The following is a 17,077-nucleotide window of genomic DNA, read 5'->3' as shown; positions in this document are numbered from 1 at the left end:
TCAGTTCGCGCTAAAAACCAGTTCAAGTTTATCGATGACGTTCTTCCATGCGGCGGAATCGCGCGAGTGCACCGATTCGAGCACCACTTGAAATTTCTGTTCTGTAAACGGCTCAACCGAGCCGTCGGAATTCCAGTCCAACATGGCGGTGTAATTTTCCCCTGCTCCGGATGGGCTATAAAGCGTCAGTGAACCTCGACGCGGTGCAGCCGAGAATGAGTTGTTCGACAGTTTGACGCCAGGTGCGCCGGTGAGCTGGAAAGAAGCGCGCAATCCACGTTCGAATTTGCGCCCGATCTGGGCTCGGAACTTTGCCACGCAGTGAGTGCCGCTGGGGTTTACTTCCCAGGTGGGCACGCCCGGATCGGTGGGCTTCCAAACCCGGACAATAAAATCCCACGTCAAGTTTCCGCCGAGTCCCCAATCATTGCTTGCCTTGGCGTGAGCCTTGACAGCGTAGGTGTCCGCTTTGGTGCCGGTGATCTTGAACGGAACTTCGCCCGTTTGTCCGGAATCGATTTTGGCTCCTTTACGAAGGCCTGCCCCGGCGAACGCCAGATTCAAACCTTCGGCCGGAGCAGTTTCGACGGCGCCCAGCTCCAGATTCGCGGGAACCCGGCCGGGATTCAGCATTTTCAACACGATCGTTTCTTCCGCGTTCACCAGCACGTTGTGCTGCCGGCTGCTCGCATCGGCGATTTCACATTGCGGGACATCTAGGATCTGGTGGTAGCCGTTACGAATCGATTCCAAGTTGCCGTAAACCGCCGCAAGCGTGGCGATCATCAGAAACATATTGGTCGGCTGCCGCCACCAACGTCCCAGCCGCCGGCTCCACGCCACTTTCGGCGCAGCGACCGCCGCGACTAAGCCTTGCTGCGTCACGCTGAGCGAGAGGTTGCGGTGAAATTCCGCTGTGCATAAATCAAACCGCTCACGGCTTTCCCAAAAGCTGACCACCGCATCGGTCGCATCCGTGCCTTCAGCCCGGACCACGTAGCAAATCAGCAACCCGCGATAGTTTCCGGCCTGAAAATCATCCGGAAGACGGTAGCCTTTCACCACTGTCTTGGATTCAGCCCGAAAGATCACCGATTCGTCCGAATCAATCGAACTTCCTAGCAAGGCAATTTGTGCAGGCGTAGCCGGCGGCGGGTTGGACAGACTCATGAGGAGAAATTCAGGTTAACTTCACAGGAACTGGCAGGCCCGGGCATTCGTATGCGTTCGCGTTTCTGTGCGCTCAAGTTTTTTTCTCGGAAAACGCCCGGGAATTTTTCCCGGTCTGCAACGCGTTTTCCATCCAAAGGAAAAGCGCGCCGCGGCTAGATTTGCGCCTTTCAGAAATCGAAACCACCCTGCCCCAACGCGATTTCCCCGGAACCAAGTCGCCTGGAAACTGCGCCGCTGCGTTGATTCACGATCGCTTGGGCGATTTCCGGTGTGGTGGCGGCCAACAACTCGCCCGCAGTCGCCTCGGTCAGCACATAGCGCTCGTGACCGACTCGATCCACGATCTCTCCGGCAGCTTTGCGCACGCCGACGGTGTCGGGCTTTTTCTTTTCCACGTCGGCGATGACGTAGCTTAAAGGCCGCAAAGTTTCGAACGGTGGCGCATCACCCGGAAACTCGGGCGCGCTGCGCACCGCTTCGATTTCACTCATCCGGTCACGCGCGCCTTTGGTAAGTTTGCGGCGGCATTGAGGGCACGCCGGCCACGCGTCGAACGGTTCTTTGCAATGGCTGCACCAATTCAAAAAGTAGCGCGTGAGTTCGAGCGGGAATTTCAACGTAGCGCCCACACCATGCATTTTAGTGCCCCCGCGCAACGCGGCCATGAGCGCGTCGTAACTCGGTTCGATGTCAATCAACGTGCATTCGCGGCCGATATTTTCCAGCGAGTGCGCGTCTGAATTTGATACCAGCCCGAACCGGTCGAGGCCCGGCACGCGTCGACACATCAGCGGATTCGAAGTCAGGCCGGTTTCAATCGCCCAGAGATTGACCAACTCATCACCGTAAACGCCTTCTGCGGAAGTTTTCCCCGCCACCACGCCGAACACCGAGAACCACGGATTCATCACGTGCGGCGCGACGATATGGACGCGGTCGAAGTTGGCAGCACCACGCACCAGTTTCGCGGCAGAGAGCGCCAGCGTGGGCCGGCCTTCGACTAGGTTGCCGAGTTTACCAACTCGCTCCGCAAACTCCCGCGCCGTCGTGAGCGCCGGAAAATAAATCAATTGGTGAATCCCCTTCATCTCATCCGCACCCGTCACACAATTCACCTCGGTGCTCAGCACGAAGCGGAGCGAACGGCGCAACTTTTCCGGCAAACGCGCATGCACTGCCCGCTCGACCTCGGGTTTAAGGGCGAGAAATCCTGGCTCCGCTTCAACCGTGTTGGCTTCGATTTCGTCCAGCCACTGCGGCTGCAAACAATCGCCGGTGCCGAGCAGATCCACGCCTTTGCGCTGCGCCCACAGCGCGATGTTCTCCATCGTCATCGCGGGCGACACGCCCGACGCATAACGCGAATGCAGATGCAGATCGGCGGCGAAACGCACGAGAAATTATTTCGCGATTGTGCCCGGCTTGATGCCGTGACCGAGCTCGAACCCGGCCCCCGTGGCGCCCACCACGGCGTGCGCGCGATCCAATTTCAGCGCGTCGCGCAGCTGATAAACGGTTTCTATTCCCGTGCAGTGCGCACCGATCAGATTTTCCACGCCGAACTCGCGCAGCTTGTCCGCTGTCCAGGCGAGCGCTTCGGGCTTGGCGTTGAACAAATGAAGCCCGCCGATCAACGCATGCACTTTCGCCGGGCGCACCAGCGTGCGCGCATAATCGAGAATATTAACCACTCCGGCGTGGCCGCAGCCGGTGATGACCACGAGGCCTTCTGCTGTGTCGATGATGAGCGCCGCATCCTCCGGCACCGTGTCTTCCACGACGCCTTTCGGACTTTGGAGCGTGCCATCACCGCTCCAGTTGCGCTCGGGGAATTTACGCGGAATTGGGCCCGTCAGCCACACCCCGGGATAAAGCTGCACCGCGCCTGGATGAATTTTAAACGTGCCGCCTGTCGCCTCGTAATCGGGTTTCAAGACGAGCAACGGATTCGTCAACGCGAGCGGGCCCACATCGAGACGTTTGTAGAAAAGGCCCTCCGCGCCATGCACGGTCGCGAGCGCACTGGAATTTTTTTCTTTCACGGATTCGCGCAACGTGACCAAGCCGCCGATGTGATCCCAGTGCGAGTGGCTCAAAATCACTTCGGGCACCGTGCTCAAATCGATTTTCAGCGCGGCCGCATTTTTGAGCACCACATCCGTGTGCGCGCCGGTGTCGAACAGGATGCGATGTCCATCCACTTCCACAAGCGCCGCAAACCCCCACTCACCGAGCGACGGGCCGTCAGCGAGCATAGTCGAAAGCACGGTGACTTTAACCGAGCGCGCCTGCGCTCGTTTCGCGGTATCGATTTCCGCCGCGTGCGTCGCGGTGATTCCCAACAAGCAGAGCAGGCCGATCTGTAGAAAACGCATGCGCTCACCCAACTCCGAGTTGCCGGGTTGTCAGGCGAAAACTGCGACTTAACCAAGGGCCGTGACGCGCGCGGCGGCAGTTGCCAAACGCGACGTTGCGCTCATCGTCCGGTCATCGCTGCACCACGAGCAGTGATGCGATATTTTCTGCGATGAAAAAACCCACGTTTACTCTGAACTCATCCGAAACGGGCACCGATTATCAGCTCTACGTAAAAACGCCCGACGAGAGATCCGCGCCCGGCCCGTGGCCGTTGTTGCTGGTCCTGGACGGTGACGATCAGTTCACAGCAGTCGTCAAAGCGCACGATGCGCTCGTCGCCGCGGGCAAAATCTCGCCGCTGCTTCTGGTTGGCGTCGGCTATGGCGCAAGCTACGCGAAGCCGGCCAACAAACGCGCTCGCGACTACACCCCCGTGCGCGCCCACGACGAACCGACGAGCGGCGGCGCGAACAATTTTCTGCGCTTTCTCACGGCGACGCTCTGGCCCGCGCTGACGCACCGTTATCTGATTCAACCGGAGCATCGCGGCATCACGGGTTACTCACTCGGCGCGCTTTTCGTGCTGCATGCGCTCTTCCAAGAGAAACCGTTCTTCGAAAAACACCTCGCCGGATCGCCCTCCATCTGGTGGGGCGACGCGGCGATTCTCGACACCGTCACCGCGCTCCACGCGGCGCGATCGCCCCTGCCCGCGAACTTATTTTTCTCCGTTGGCGAAAAAGATTCCCAATCCATGACGCGCGATCTGGACCGGCTCGAAACCCAGCTCGCCGCACTCGCCTTCGCGCAACTGGACGCTACCGCGCGGCGCTTTCCGAAAAAGAATCACTTCAACGCGATCGGGATCACCATGGAAACGGGCTTGGAGATCCTTTACGGCCGCGCTTGAACGGCATTGCGGCGGAACAATTTCACGTAACACGTCGTCATTAGGCGTATCATCCCAACGCGAATTCTCTTCGCGCCACCCTCAACCCAAAGGATTCCCCATGTCTGTTTACGTCGATGGATTTGTGCTCTCGGTGCCCAGGAAAAACCTGCCGGCCTACATCAAGATGTCCAAAAGCGCCGGCAAAGTGTGGAAGGAACACGGCGCGATCGATTACGTCGAGGCCGTCGGCGACGACCTCACCCCGGAAGGTTGTGCCATCACTTTCCCGAAGCTCGCGAAACCCAAACCGAAGGAGACGATTGTGTTTTCATTCATCACTTACAAATCACGCAAACACCGCGATCAGGTGTTGAAGAAAGTCATGAAGGACAAACGCATCACTTGCGGTCCCGATAACATGCCGTTCGATCCCAAACGAATGACCTACGGCGGCTTCAAGAGCATCGTTCACCTTTGAGCGCACGTTCAGTGCAATCGGTTGATCGCCGTATCACGCCGTGAATCTTTCTCGTTCTCTTACTCCTTCTCATTCTCAAAAACACAAGAGAACGAGAAGGAGTAAGAGAACGAGAACGATTTTTAGAACCTTCGAAAAACCCGCCTCTCAAGGCGCAACCGGCGTAGTCGCTTCCGCCGGTTCTTTCATTTTATCGACGCATTCCACGCACATGCCATGCGTGAAACGGATGCGGCTGCGGTTGCTGAAATAATCTTCGACCTGCTCCCAGTAGCCGTTGTCGTCGCGCACTTTTTTGCACCACGCGCAGATCGGCAGCAGCCCGGAAAGCGTCTGCACTTCCGCGTGCGCGCTCATCAATTCATCATGGCGCAGTTGCAGGTGCGCAATCAGCAAGCCGACAAACAGCGCGACCATGAAAAAGCTTACCTCGAGGTCGCCCACGAGTTGCAGCCAGGCCGACGCTTCCGTCCAGCCTTTCGCGGCAAACAGAATCGCGAGCCCCACGCGCAGCGCGTGAAACACGCCGTGTGCGAAAAACACCGTCGCGGGCGCCGCGATCGATTGCCAAAATTGTTTCGCTCCGCGGCGCAAGCAGAGTGCCGACGCGATCGAAAATCCGCCCCAGATGAAACCGTTGACCACCATTCGCCAGCTCGACGGCTGCGCCATCACCAAAAAGCCAATCAGCGCGACCGCATGCAGTCCGGCCACGCACGCCACCGTGCGCCAACTCCGCTTAAGCGCGGCAGAGCGTTGCGCTCCGAGAAAAAGCACCGCGTGCCCGACCGTGACCATGATTGTCGGCAGAAACCGCGCAAGCGTCGGCGCGAGCGTTGGTCGCGCCGCGAATAACACATCGGCCGCAGTCATCACCCACGCCGCCACAACCCAATACACCATGCCCGGCGCCCCTCGATGTTGCCGCCAATAATGCGTGGCCAGCGCCGCGAGGATCGCACTCAACACGATATTCGTGAGATAAGTGATGGTTTCTTGGTTCATCGAAAACGCGGCCAGATTGCCTTCGACAATTATTGGCGCGAGACGAAACACGCCTACCCCGCGTAATGTAACTTACCGCGCGCCAGATTCCCCAAATGCGGCCAGATTTTTGCTTTAGCCGCACCGTCAGTGACGAACGGCCCTCAGCTCTTCACCAGCGCGCCAAGCCGCGCGTTCACATCGGCCAGACGTTCTTCCACCTGGCCCAGCATCACCTCATCCCAGCCTTCGCGACGCCCGCGCGCCACGCGTTCGCACAACGACTGTTGGTGTCCGCGCAGCTCTGCGATTTCCTCTTCAGGGTTTTTCCAAAGCGAATCCGGCGTCAGCTTCGCCCACGCATAGATGCCGGCGGCAACGATGAACGGAATAACAATGGCGAACGCTTCCATGCCTCCACCTTAGCCGCCCCGATCGCGGCCTCCAGTCCACACATGGCTGGAAATACAGTCACAGTAATTCCTTATTGGCCGTGTAAGATTTCGATTTCACGCGCGCACCCGCTTCGCGCCACGCCACTTCCGTCACTTCGCCGCCGGCTCGGGATTAACCGCCAGCAACTCGATATCGAAAATCAAACCCGAGTTCGGCGGAATGTTGCCCGAGCGTTGGCTGCCATAACCCAACTCCGGCGGCAGAAAAAGCAACGCGCGCCCGCCCGCCTTCATCGTCGACAGGCCCGCCGCCCAGCTCGCCATCACATGCATCATCGCAAAGTCCATCGGCTTTCCCTTCGCGCGCGATTCGTCGAACACCGTGCCATCTTTCAATTTCCCCACGTAATGCACGCGCACCCGATCCGCGAGTTTCGGCGACGCACCCTCGCCCACCGTCAGCATCTGAATGCCCAAGCCTGACGAACGCCACGTGATGTCGGGTGAGTTCGCGGCTTCGCCAAAAATTTCCACCCGCTCCGCTTTCAAGCGCACCGCTTCGGCCGCGGCCGCCGCGATGGCCGGATCTTCTTTCGGCGCACACCCCGCGCCCATTACCAACAATGCTACGCCCAGCACGCCGCCAAGGAACACACGATTCATGCGCGCAGGTTGGAAAAGATTACGCGTGGAAACCAGCCCGGAATCAGGCGACGGTGCGCGGGATTACGTTTTACGCGAACCTTTCCAAGCGCCGAGTCCGCCGTTGACTCTTCCTCTTCGCAAAAGCGAAATCGTCGCGACGTTCGCGATACCGTCACCAGACGGCTCACGAAAAATTATTAACCACCTCGGAATCCCATGAAGAAATTACTCCTCACCCTCGCCGCCGCCACGTTGCTCTCGTTCTCGACAGCTTCCGCCGCCGAAGACACCGCTCCGAAATCCGTCATCCACGTCGTCACCGTCAGCTGGAAAGCGGAAGCCACGCCGGAGCAAATCCAAGCCGCACTCGATGGCGTGAAAGCACTTCCGTCCAGCTACAAAGGCATCACCCGCGTCTGGACGAAAACCCTGAAAGCCCAGGGCGATCGCAAGGCCGCCATCGTCATGGAATTTAAAGACGAAAAAGCCCTCGCCGACTATGCCGGCAGCGACGCTCAAAAGGCTTGGTATAAATCTTACCAAGCCGCACGCGGCGGCAGCACGACGTTCGACATCACGAACTAAGCGCTGCGCTTTTTTCAATTCTCCGAAGGCCGCGGTAACGCGGCCTTTTTTATTGTCGTGAAATTTCAGCCGGCGCGCGCCTTGACTTGGCTTTTCGCAAACTCACCGTGAAACGCACCAGCGCGCGCATGTCGCCCGTTGTCCTCTCATGCCAGACGTTCCCTCCGCTTCGCCTTCGGAAATCACCTTCCCCATTGAGTATCAACTCACCGGCAGCATCGAGCACAACCGCACGCTCAAAGGCAGCGGCACACTGGCGATCAATCCCGCCGGCCCCACGTATCGTTTCACCGGCAACCGCCGAGCGACCTTTTCCAGCGAGCCGGTGCAGTTGATTTTAAACGCCGACGAAATCTGGAACGTCACCTTGCGCGACCGCGCCGTTTATTTCACCACGAAGAATCCCGCCGCGCGTGCAAAGGATGACACGTTCGTGTTTTTCTGCGCAAGCGCTGCGGAAGCGCATCAAGTCGCGTCGCTCCTGCCCGCGCGCGTCGATAGTCACTTCACAGCGGAACGCGATTTCGCGCAGCGCCTGCACAACCTCGGCGGCGCTCAGCATCCCGTGACGTCGATCACGACACTCATCATCGTCGCCAATGTCGCCGCTTTCGTCATCATGGGCACGCTCGGTGCCGGTTGGTTTACGCCGGAGAGCATGGAGCCTTACGTGCTCTACGGGGCAAACAATGGCGCCGCCACAACCAACGGCGAGTGGTGGCGACTGCTCACGAGTATGTTTGTCCACTACGGCCTGATTCACCTCATGCTGAACATGTGGGCGCTGTTCCAAGCCGGGCAATTCATGGAACGCCTTCAGGGCCGCACGCTTTATGCGCTCACTTATCTCGCCAGCGGACTTGCGGGTGGATTTGCGAGCATTTGGTGGAACAGCGCCAAACCGATCTGGAGCGCGGGCGCTTCCGGTGCGGTGTTCGGGGTCTTCGGCGCGATGCTCGGTTACATGCTGCGCGAGAAACACGCGGTGCCGAGCACGGTGTTTAAATCGATCCTCAAGAGTTCGCTGGTGTTCGCCGGCTACAACCTCTTTTACGGACTCGCCGCGAAAGGCATCGACAACGCCGCGCACCTCGGAGGCGCGCTCGGCGGGTTTATTTTCGGCTGGCTGCTCGCGCTCCCGCTCGATCCAGCGCGCCGCCCCGCGCTCTTCGTGCCACGATTTTTCACGGGACTGACGGCGCTGATGCTGGTGTGCGCCGCCGGCGTGTTCTTCACTCCGCGATTTGCTTACAATCCTCGCGAAAGCTACCTGCTCGGTTCGGTCGATGAGCGTTACGCCGAGCGCGAAAAGAAACTGTCCCAAAGCGAAACCAAAACGATCGCGGCGATTCGCGCCGGCAACGATCCACTCGCCCAAGCGACTTTAATCGAAAAAGACCTGATTCCTTTCTACGCCGACTGGGCGCGCGAACTGCGCGCGTTGCCAATGACTTCGAAGTTGGACGACACCGAAGTGCGCGACATCAACCAGCGTCACTTCGAGTTTCGCATCGAGGTCTTGAAGAACCTCGTCGCCGCCCTGCGCCGCAACGATCCCGACGCGCTGAAAACTTACGCGATCGAGAGCCAGCAAGCCCTCGCCGAAATCAAACGCTACAACGCCACGCACGGTTCCAAATAATTTCCTCCATGAACGCCCATTTCCCGCGCCGACTGCTTTTCTTTTTCGCCATAGCAACCGCCTCGTTGCTGCGCGCGGCAGCAGCGACGGCACCGGCCTTCTCCGACGCAGTGCTCGCGCTCGCGCTCAAGGAAGACGCTCCGCGTTGGAAATTCACGCCCGGCGCCCAGAGCGGAACCTTGAAACCGACGTTTGCGCTCCAACTCACCGCCGTTGCCGCGCACCTCACGCCCGACCGTAAAATCGGCGATGTCACCCTCGCGCAAAGTGTCGTGCAAAAACTTCGCCCGATCCTCAACGGCGCCGGCCCCGATGCGGACGGACACACGCGCGAGCCCGATGCGGTCGGCGGCATCGCCGGCTGGACGCACAACGCCGCCGCGCAAACCCTGCTGCTCGCTAAACGCACGCCCGCGATTTGGAAATCACTCAAACCCGACGAACGCCACCGCGCCGATCTTATCATGTATGCGCTCGCGACTGCGGGGCACTTGATGACGGACGACGACAACGACTACCACACGCGCCTCGACGGTCTCGGGATGCAGCACAAGAGTTGGAATCCGAACATCGCGGAGGGCTACGTTGATATCATGGTGGCGGCGTCGCAGTATTTTGGTGCGGAGAAGCTCCAGCAATTTTTCCTGAAATTCGATTTCGATAAATTCACCGCCGAACTCAAAGCCGCGAACCTGCTCAACGTGTATCGCTGCTGGAATCACCATCCCGCGATGCGCCAGCTGTTCATGCAGGGCGGCGATTTCAACAACGGCAAAAGTCCCGCGCCCAGCCAGCCGAACGGCCTGATGGGGCACGGTGCCGGCGTGCGCAACCCCTACACTTATCGCGGCCATGCGCTCGACGAACCGTGGGCCATTTTCCGCACGCAATGCGACCGCATGTATGCGAAATCCGTGCGCACCGTCGTCACCGCGTTCGCCGGCAACGACTCGCGCCTGATGCAACGCGCGACTTCCGCGACCCTCTCACCGTGGGAAGGCCGCATGGGCATGTGCTACGAATTCGAATCGATCGACGGCTACGGCGTCCGCACCAGCCTTACGTATGCGTTTGAAGGCATGATGATCAACCTGGGCACTGCCGCCACGCTGCGTGTGCTTGGTCACTGGCCCGACACGATCTCCGGCCACGATGTCGAACGCCGCATGGCCGTCGGCGTTTCGGATGCGATGTTTCGCGCGAAAGAAGGCTACCGCGGCTGGGCCGGCGGCAAGGAAACCATCGCCTGGCTGGAAAAAGACCTTCAGCCGCTCGGCTCGGATTTTATCTTTCCGCTCTGGTCCGAACTCTTCCCGCCCGCGCCTTCGCCCAACTGATCGTTTGACGCTGCGGCCGGCGATGCCGGCACAGGATTCAGCAACTCCACCCGCAGCGGCTTGGTGGTCTCAAGGTGCACGTCGCGTTGCGGGAAGGCCATGATGATTTTCTCTTTTGCGAACGTCTCTGCGATGCGGTGGCGCAGCTCATCTTCGGCGTCGTGCGGATCGCACAAGGCGACCCAAAAATAGATTTCAAAGACCAACGAGTTTTCACCGAAGTCCGCAAATTTCACGACCGGCGCAGGCTCTTTGCGGACATTTTCGATGCCTTTCACAACCCCATCCAATAATTCGGCGACTTTGCGCGTCGGGGAATCGTAGGCGACGCCCAGACGAATCCGCTTCCGCACGACATCGTCCGACAACGTCCAATTCACCACCGGTTGCTCGAGCAGCCGGCTGTTCGGCACGACGATGTGCGTGTTATCCGCCGACCGCACGATCGTGCTGCGCGGCCCGAGCCGTTCGACCGTGACCTGCCGGCCATCGATCTCGATGACGTCACCTTGATTCACGGGACGTTCGATCAGCAGAATAATTCCGCTGATAAAATTACTGATGAGGTTTTGGCTGCCGAAACCGAGGCCGACGGCGAGCGCACCGCTCATCACGGAGAACTGCGTAAACGACAGGTGAAACAAATTAAACGCCACCAATAGCACGATCAGGAAGAAGGTATAAAACGACAGTGTCTGCCACGCGGCGCGCCGACCGACATTCATGCCCATGCGGTGAAACACGGCGCTGCCAATCAGATCGCTCGCGCGGCGCGCCAGCCAGTGCCCGAGCCATACGAGCAGGATTACCCCGAAGATCGTCTTCACGCGCACCGGCTGATCCTTCACCGAGAATAATTCATAGTTCCATGCAGCGAGAATGTTTTCGCGCGTCGACGCGGTGGCGTCGCGAATCGAAAAAAGGTTCACTCGCTCGCCGATCTCCTCCTTCAGACGCTGGCGCTCCGTCCGCAAGTCGCCGATTTCGCGCAGCTCGCGTTCGTTAAGCGCAATCCACGCGGCGACGCGTTGCCGGCGTTCGTTTTCCCACGCGGCGGGTCGCGCCTCATTTTCCGCGCCGGATAATTTTTGCTGCAACGCCTGCAGCTCACGGCGGCTCTTGCCAAAATCCGAAATTTGCTGGCGGCGTTCTTTTTCAACGCGGTCGAGTTCCGTTTCGTTCTCCTCGGCCCACTGGCGCATCTCCTGACTGGTCGTGGTATTCGCCAACACCTTCCGGCGTTGCTCGCCCAGTTCAGTCATTTCAACGAGCCGCTCCCGCTGGGCCGCGAGCACACTCAGCGTGTAATTCGCGGTCTGCCGGTCGGCGCGCCGCGACTCCAACTCGGCGGGATTGGGCTCGGCGCCGCTGCGGCGTTCCACCGCGATTACCAGACGCGACGCTTTATCGGCATCTTCCTTGGCGGCGGACATGGCGGCATCGATTTCCGCGGCGCGCTTTTCGCGCTTTGCGGATTCAGCCTTCACGTCGGCTTCGGCGACCGCGACGTTTTTGCGCAGCCATTTCAAACGCGGCCCGATCAATTCTTTTTTTGGAGCAAGCAGTGACTGCTGGAGTTTTAAGGTCTGGAGCGATTTTTCTTTCAGCCAGACTGTTTCCTGCGCGAGCCGCGTTTCCAATTCCAGCAGTCGCAGCTGACCTTGCGCTTTCACCAAATCGGAGCCGGTCTGCACTGCCTCCCGCGCGGTGCGCCGGGCGCGGTTTTTTGCGTCAAGCTGTTCGCGCGCATCGCCGAGTTCGCCGGTCACATTGTCGATGTCGGCTTTAAGCGTATCGCCCGCGCGTTCGACGTAATCGCGTTCCCCGTAAAGCTGGTTGAGCAGTTTGAGATTATAAGGCGGCTTGAACGTCGTTTCCGGCGAACTCAGATTCAGCGAAAGCTGCTGCACTTCCGCCTGCTCTTTCGCGAGGTCGGTCGCGTGCTGGAGCGTGGCTTCCTGCTCCAAATAAACGCTGTCGATCCGCTCCAGCAGGGCGGTTTCCTGGGTGAGCCACAACGCATTTTCGTCGAGCTTGCCGTCCGGTAGTTTCGCGAGCCGCGCGCGCGCGTCGACGATTTCGCGCCGCACTTGCTCGCGCTTGGTGGCAATGGACGCCGGAGTCAGTTCGGCTGACTTTTCCGCGGGCGCGACAGCGGGTGTTTTTTCCGCGAGCAACGGAATCGTGCCCGCACCAGCCCGTGAAGTGAGCCAAAGCGAACTCCCGAGCAAAATGAGAGCGAAGCAGCGGGAAAAGTGAGCGGGCATACGTGGGTGGATTGACGCGGTGTGACCGTGCATGAAGCAATCCAGTTCCTTTTAAAGAGATATCGGGTGCGCGTGGCGTGGCTTTACAACCGCCTGATGGCCACTGACACTTCGGCCCATTGAATACTCTCGCGCCAGGCTCTTCGACGCGTGGGTGCCGCTCCTTGGGCACCTGCCTTAAGCGGCATTGGGCGATCAAAACGGTGGGCATCACCGGGTTCATGACTGTTTTTTTCGCGGCGTATTTTTACGTGCTCAACCATCCACGCGGCACCGTGGCCATCATGCCGCTGACGTGGCTGGATGAACTCATCGCGTTTCAACCGCTCGCGCTGGTGCCTTACGTGTCGCTGTGGATTTACGTCTCGCTCGCGCCCGGGCTGACGAAGACGTTGCGCGAATTAATCATCTATGGTCTCGCGTCACTTAGCGTCGCGATCTGCGGACTGGCGGTTTTTTATTTTTTCCCCACGGCTGTGCCTGCAGCCTCCATCGATTGGGCGGCGCATCCGGGATTTGCGTTGCTCAAGAGTGCTGATGCCGCCGGCAACGCGTGCCCGTCACTGCATGTGGCCTTCGCTATTTTTACCGCGTGCCGGTTCGGCAATTACTTCGCGGTTTTCGGCGTCAATCGAACGCTGGCGGCGATCAACTGGCTGTGGGCGATGGCCATCGTTTACTCGACGCTGGCCACGAAACAACACGTGGCGGTCGATGCCGCTGCCGGCGCGTTACTGGGATTCGCTGGCGAGTGGGTGCATCAGCGAATCGCCGCGACTTGGCGGAGCTGATTCAGCGCCGGCAAGACGCACGCGTAGTCTTCGGCGCGGAGGTGCTCGAGCACGCCTTGCAGGGCGCTCAAGCGCAGTTTCGGCGGCACGTTCGGGCCTTCGTGTAACAGGATGATGCTGCCCGGACTCACCTGGCGCGTGACGCGCTCGACGACCTCTTCGGCGCTGCGGCTGGCACATTCCAAGCCACGCACGCTCCAGCCGACGCAATGCAGGCCGCGGTCATCGAGCTCACGTTGTAGCCAAAAATTATTCATGCCGGCCGGCGACCGAAACCAGCGCGGCTTCATGCCCATCCGGAGAAATAATTCCAACGGCGGCATGATCTCTCGTTTCAGGCGCGCCGGCGATGCACACCAAAACGTAGCGAGCGGATGCGTATGCGTGTGATGAGCGACCTCGTGCCCCGCGTCCATCATCGCGCGGATCAGCTCCGGATGCTCTTCGGCGCGCTGGCCGATCACAAAGAACGTCGCGCGCGCATGGTGCTCTTTTAACAACGATAACACGCGCGGAGTATCTTCAGGATCCGGCCCATCGTCGATGGTCAGCCACACTTCACGGTGTTTTGTCGCAAAGCTCCGATACACCCGCACGAGACCTTGCGCCCCGGGCACCAGCAAATGATAGAGCAAAATCACATCGGTGATCACCCACACGCTGATCGCCACCCACGGCGCGAGGTCATACAACGCCACCGCCGCGCCCTTGCCCGCCAGATTCAGCGCAAATAAAAGATAAGCGGATTTTTTCAACCGGCTCATCGACAGCTAAACCCTTCGTTGGTGCGACACCTTTCGGTGAAAGGCGCCGGACGAAGATTGGGCAAATTCAAGGGCAGGCCACGCATGCAACGCGCTTCTGGAAATTTCGAACTATTCAGCCAGACGCTCGCGACCGTGCGCTTGATTGAAATCCAGCTCCGGCCCAACCGGCACGATTCCCGTGGGATTGATATCGAGATGGGTCGCGTAATAATGCCGCTTGATGTGCACTAAGTTCACCGTTTCTGCGATACCGGGTTGTTGATAAAGATCACACAGGTAACCTTGGAGCGCCGGCAAATCCACGATGCGCGCAAGGTTGCATTTGAAATGTCCGAAATAGACCGCGTCGAATCGCACGAGCGTGCAAAAGAGCCGCCAATCCGCCTCCACGGGATGTTTTCCAAAAAGAAAGCGCTGCGACTTCACGCGCTCCTCGTAACGCTCAAGCGCGGCGAATACCTTGCCGCACGCGCGTGCGTAGACCGCCTGCTTTGTCGCGAACCCGGCGCGATACACGCCGTTATTGATGTTTTCGTAAATGTGTTTTGCCACCGCGGCGTGGTCGGCCTCGATCTCGGGAGGGAACAATGTCGCCTCGCCATTGCCGAGCGGTGCGAAGACGCCGTCGAACATCCGGCAGATATCATCCTCGGAATTATTGACGATGCGCTTGAGCTGTTTGTCCCACAACACCGGCACCGTCCAACGCCCGCGATAACCTGGCTTCGATGCTTCGTAGGCTTCGCTGAGAAATTTAAACCCGTTGATCGGATCTTCGCTAAACCCGTCGCCTTCGCGGAACGCCCAGCCGCGCTCGTCGCGCCATGGATCGAGCACCGTGAGACCGATCGCGGATTCGAGCCCTTTCAGTTTTCGCACGATCACGGTGCGGTGCGCCCATGGGCACGCGAGCGACACATACAAATGATAACGCCCCGCTTCGACCGCGAAGGGCGTCGAGCCCTCGCGGGACACCCATTGGCGAAAGGCGTCCTCCTGCCGCTCGAATTCGCCGTCACTGCTGGTCTCGTCGGGAAACTGTCCTTGGGTGGCCATGCTCCAGCGATACGTGCCTTTCCGATTTGCTCAACCCCGTTGCGTGAGTTTCCGCGACTAATCTGCCTTTGCGGGAATTCCCCGATAGTCTTCAGGAAAAACCCTCGCCTCGCTTCCGGAAGTTTCAGCCGGCACCCAAGTGCACAGTGAGAGTCTATCGATGCACATTCATTGGTTGCGGAGGCAGCTTCTGCCCGAGCGACCATCAACATCACACCCAACAGGAGAACTTACCCATGTTAAGCTGGACACTCATGTTTTTGATCATCGCGATTATCGCGGGATTACTTGGCTTCACCGGCATTGCCGGTGCCGCTGCAGGCATCGCGAAGATTATTTTCTTAATCTTCATCGTGCTACTGCTCGTTTCGCTGCTCGCGAACGCCTTTCGCGGCAAGGGCCCGCCCGCCTGAGCAAGCTGCATAACCTTCCGGGAACGCCTCTTTGCAGGCGTTTACGCGCTTCAATCACACCCACCATGAAACCTTTCTCTCGCCTTTCGCTTTTTCTAACACTCGGCGCCGGCCTGTTTGTTTCCTCCCATTCGGGACACGCGCAAATGGAGCCGACCCCGCCGGTCGCTCCTGCTCCCTCCGCTCCTGACTCGTCCGCGCTTTCGTGGGACGAACTCAAGAAAGTGGAGTTTGAGCAACGCGCCGTCTTCATCTCCCAGCTTCGCTCCATGCATGCAAAGTTCGAAGCCGATGTTGCCGCGCTCCGTGCCCGCTTCAAGGAAACCAACGCGACCGAGTCACAGAAAAAAGCCATGATCGAACTCGATAAGGCCGAGGTGGACTTTGAAGAAAAGATGAAGGCACTTGATAATGTAACCGCTGAAACTTGGGAAACCGTGAAGTCGAATCTCCTGTCCTCGTGGTTGAATCTACAAGAGGCCTTCAAGCAGACGCGTCCGACGGAATAAGTCGCAACGCGCATATTCGGTAGTTAAAAAAGCCGCAGGCCGGAATCGCAGTCCGGCCTGTTTCTTTTACAGCTCGAATCATTTTCCCCACTCACCGTCCATGAAGCGCTTCAAACCCAAGTTCCCCGACCAGCAACGCCGCCGCGAATGGGATCGACGGTTTCGCGCCCGCGGCAAAACAGTCAGCCACTACCTGCTACATGGCGCACTTATCATCGCGCCGTTCGCGATCACTTTGATGGCGCTCAAGTGGCTCTTCGACCTCGTTGACGGTATTTTGCGGCCTTTGGTGGGGTTTCCCGGGCTGGGATTCCTGATCATTGTGGTGATGGTCGGACTGGTTGGCTGGCTAAGTTCGTTTTTCGTCACTGAAAAAATCTTCGAACTCTTTGACCGTTGGCTGGAGCGGACACCCGGCGTGAAATTTCTCTACACGGCGGTGCGCGATTTCTTCGACGCGTTCGCAGGAAAAAAACCCCGCTTTCAACGCACCGTGCTGGTCAACGTCCATTCGGAGGATGTCTGGATGGTGGGATTCGTCACCGACGAGGACCTGCAGCGCTTCAAACTCGGCGCAAAGTTCGTGGCGGTCTATGTGCCGCAAGCTTACAATGTCGCCGGCCAGCTTTACCTGGTTAAAAACGAGCGTGTTCGTCTGGTGGAAGGAATCGCGCCAAGCGACGTCATGAAATATGCCGTTACAGGCGGCACGGCTGAACTCGCGGTCGCGGCAAGCGCCCTAGAGCCCGCGAAAGCATAATCCTCCACATGGAGGAGGCCGCCGG

Annotated in this window: 18 protein-coding genes; 9 read left to right on the top strand and 9 right to left on the bottom strand. The window is 59.1% G+C overall.

Annotation, left to right across the window (positions count from 1 at the left end):
- The 3 genes from ACRRQW_RS12560 to ACRRQW_RS12550 form a co-directional block, all read right to left on the bottom strand.
- Positions 1 to 1,170 carry a hypothetical protein gene (locus tag ACRRQW_RS12560; protein WP_438481798.1) on the bottom strand — a complete coding sequence of 390 codons (1,170 nt, stop codon included), beginning with the start codon at positions 1,168 to 1,170 and terminating at the stop codon, positions 1 to 3.
- Positions 1,171 to 1,340: 170 nt separating this feature from the next.
- Positions 1,341 to 2,567 (bottom strand): endonuclease Q family protein, encoded by a 1,227-nt coding sequence (locus ACRRQW_RS12555; protein ID WP_438481797.1) that lies wholly within the window; start codon positions 2,565 to 2,567, stop codon positions 1,341 to 1,343.
- A 6-nt stretch (positions 2,568 to 2,573) separates the two neighbouring features.
- Complete coding sequence (locus ACRRQW_RS12550) at positions 2,574 to 3,548, bottom strand: MBL fold metallo-hydrolase (protein ID WP_438481796.1); 975 nt, start codon at positions 3,546 to 3,548, stop codon at positions 2,574 to 2,576.
- A gap of 152 nt (positions 3,549 to 3,700) precedes the next feature.
- Between ACRRQW_RS12550 and ACRRQW_RS12545 the strand changes: the two genes are divergently transcribed.
- Together ACRRQW_RS12545 and ACRRQW_RS12540 are read left to right on the top strand one after the other, a co-directional pair.
- A complete protein-coding gene (locus ACRRQW_RS12545; RefSeq protein ID WP_438481795.1) occupies positions 3,701 to 4,441 on the top strand; it encodes an alpha/beta hydrolase in 741 nt (246 codons plus the stop codon).
- Between the two features lie 100 nt (positions 4,442 to 4,541).
- Positions 4,542 to 4,901, top strand: a complete 360-nt coding sequence (locus ACRRQW_RS12540; protein ID WP_438481794.1) for a DUF1428 domain-containing protein — start codon at positions 4,542 to 4,544, stop codon at positions 4,899 to 4,901.
- A gap of 147 nt (positions 4,902 to 5,048) precedes the next feature.
- On the opposite strand, the gene ACRRQW_RS12535 is transcribed toward ACRRQW_RS12540, so the two are convergent.
- The 3 genes from ACRRQW_RS12535 to ACRRQW_RS12525 all read right to left on the bottom strand — a co-directional run bounded on the left by ACRRQW_RS12535 (position 5,049) and on the right by ACRRQW_RS12525 (position 6,943).
- Positions 5,049 to 5,906, bottom strand: a complete 858-nt coding sequence (locus ACRRQW_RS12535) for a hypothetical protein (RefSeq protein ID WP_438481793.1) — start codon at positions 5,904 to 5,906, stop codon at positions 5,049 to 5,051.
- Between the two features lie 143 nt (positions 5,907 to 6,049).
- Positions 6,050 to 6,298 (bottom strand): hypothetical protein, encoded by a 249-nt coding sequence (locus tag ACRRQW_RS12530; protein WP_438481792.1) that lies wholly within the window; start codon positions 6,296 to 6,298, stop codon positions 6,050 to 6,052.
- Between the two features lie 132 nt (positions 6,299 to 6,430).
- Positions 6,431 to 6,943: an FKBP-type peptidyl-prolyl cis-trans isomerase gene (locus tag ACRRQW_RS12525; protein ID WP_438481790.1), complete on the bottom strand. Its 513-nt coding sequence runs from the start codon at positions 6,941 to 6,943 to the stop codon at positions 6,431 to 6,433.
- 198 nt (positions 6,944 to 7,141) lie between these two features.
- On the opposite strand from ACRRQW_RS12525, the gene ACRRQW_RS12520 reads away from it, so the two are divergent.
- From ACRRQW_RS12520 to ACRRQW_RS12510, 3 genes are all read left to right on the top strand, one after another.
- Positions 7,142 to 7,510, top strand: a complete 369-nt coding sequence (locus tag ACRRQW_RS12520) for a Dabb family protein (RefSeq protein ID WP_438481789.1) — start codon at positions 7,142 to 7,144, stop codon at positions 7,508 to 7,510.
- 148 nt (positions 7,511 to 7,658) lie between these two features.
- Entirely contained in the window at positions 7,659 to 9,152 is a 1,494-nt protein-coding gene (locus ACRRQW_RS12515; RefSeq protein WP_438481788.1) for a rhomboid family intramembrane serine protease, read from the top strand.
- An 8-nt stretch (positions 9,153 to 9,160) separates the two neighbouring features.
- A complete protein-coding gene (locus tag ACRRQW_RS12510; RefSeq protein ID WP_438481787.1) occupies positions 9,161 to 10,489 on the top strand; it encodes a hypothetical protein in 1,329 nt (442 codons plus the stop codon).
- On the opposite strand, the gene ACRRQW_RS12505 is transcribed toward ACRRQW_RS12510, so the two are convergent.
- A complete protein-coding gene (locus ACRRQW_RS12505; protein WP_438481786.1) occupies positions 10,417 to 12,756 on the bottom strand; it encodes a mechanosensitive ion channel domain-containing protein in 2,340 nt (779 codons plus the stop codon). The genes ACRRQW_RS12510 and ACRRQW_RS12505 overlap by 73 nt on opposite strands.
- 221 nt (positions 12,757 to 12,977) lie before the next feature.
- Here ACRRQW_RS12505 and ACRRQW_RS12500 point away from each other — a divergent pair, with 221 nt between their 5' ends.
- Positions 12,978 to 13,547, top strand: coding sequence for a phosphatase PAP2 family protein (locus tag ACRRQW_RS12500; protein WP_438481785.1), 570 nt, complete (start codon positions 12,978 to 12,980; stop codon positions 13,545 to 13,547).
- Here the strand turns inward: ACRRQW_RS12500 and ACRRQW_RS12495 are convergent.
- Both ACRRQW_RS12495 and ACRRQW_RS12490 read right to left on the bottom strand, forming a co-directional pair.
- Positions 13,517 to 14,311: a polysaccharide deacetylase family protein gene (locus ACRRQW_RS12495; protein WP_438481784.1), complete on the bottom strand. Its 795-nt coding sequence runs from the start codon at positions 14,309 to 14,311 to the stop codon at positions 13,517 to 13,519. The two genes, ACRRQW_RS12500 and ACRRQW_RS12495, sit on opposite strands and share 31 nt — an antisense overlap.
- Positions 14,312 to 14,422: 111 nt before the next feature.
- A complete protein-coding gene (locus ACRRQW_RS12490; RefSeq protein WP_438481783.1) occupies positions 14,423 to 15,370 on the bottom strand; it encodes a glutathione S-transferase family protein in 948 nt (315 codons plus the stop codon).
- A gap of 236 nt (positions 15,371 to 15,606) precedes the next feature.
- On the opposite strand from ACRRQW_RS12490, the gene ACRRQW_RS12485 reads away from it, so the two are divergent.
- The 3 genes from ACRRQW_RS12485 (at position 15,607) to ACRRQW_RS12475 (ending at position 17,052) form a co-directional block, all read left to right on the top strand.
- Entirely contained in the window at positions 15,607 to 15,783 is a 177-nt protein-coding gene (locus ACRRQW_RS12485) for a DUF1328 domain-containing protein (RefSeq protein WP_438481782.1), read from the top strand.
- A gap of 65 nt (positions 15,784 to 15,848) precedes the next feature.
- On the top strand, positions 15,849 to 16,292 hold the full coding sequence (locus ACRRQW_RS12480) for a hypothetical protein (RefSeq protein ID WP_438481781.1): 444 nt from the start codon (positions 15,849 to 15,851) through the stop codon (positions 16,290 to 16,292).
- A 100-nt stretch (positions 16,293 to 16,392) separates the two neighbouring features.
- Positions 16,393 to 17,052 (top strand): DUF502 domain-containing protein, encoded by a 660-nt coding sequence (locus ACRRQW_RS12475; protein ID WP_438481780.1) that lies wholly within the window; start codon positions 16,393 to 16,395, stop codon positions 17,050 to 17,052.
- The last annotated feature ends 25 nt before the right edge of the window (positions 17,053 to 17,077 follow it).

Source organism: Oleiharenicola lentus, from assembly GCF_051660365.1.
GTDB lineage: Bacteria > Verrucomicrobiota > Verrucomicrobiia > Opitutales > Opitutaceae > Lacunisphaera > Lacunisphaera lenta_A.
This window is presented reverse-complemented; position numbering and strand designations above follow the sequence as displayed.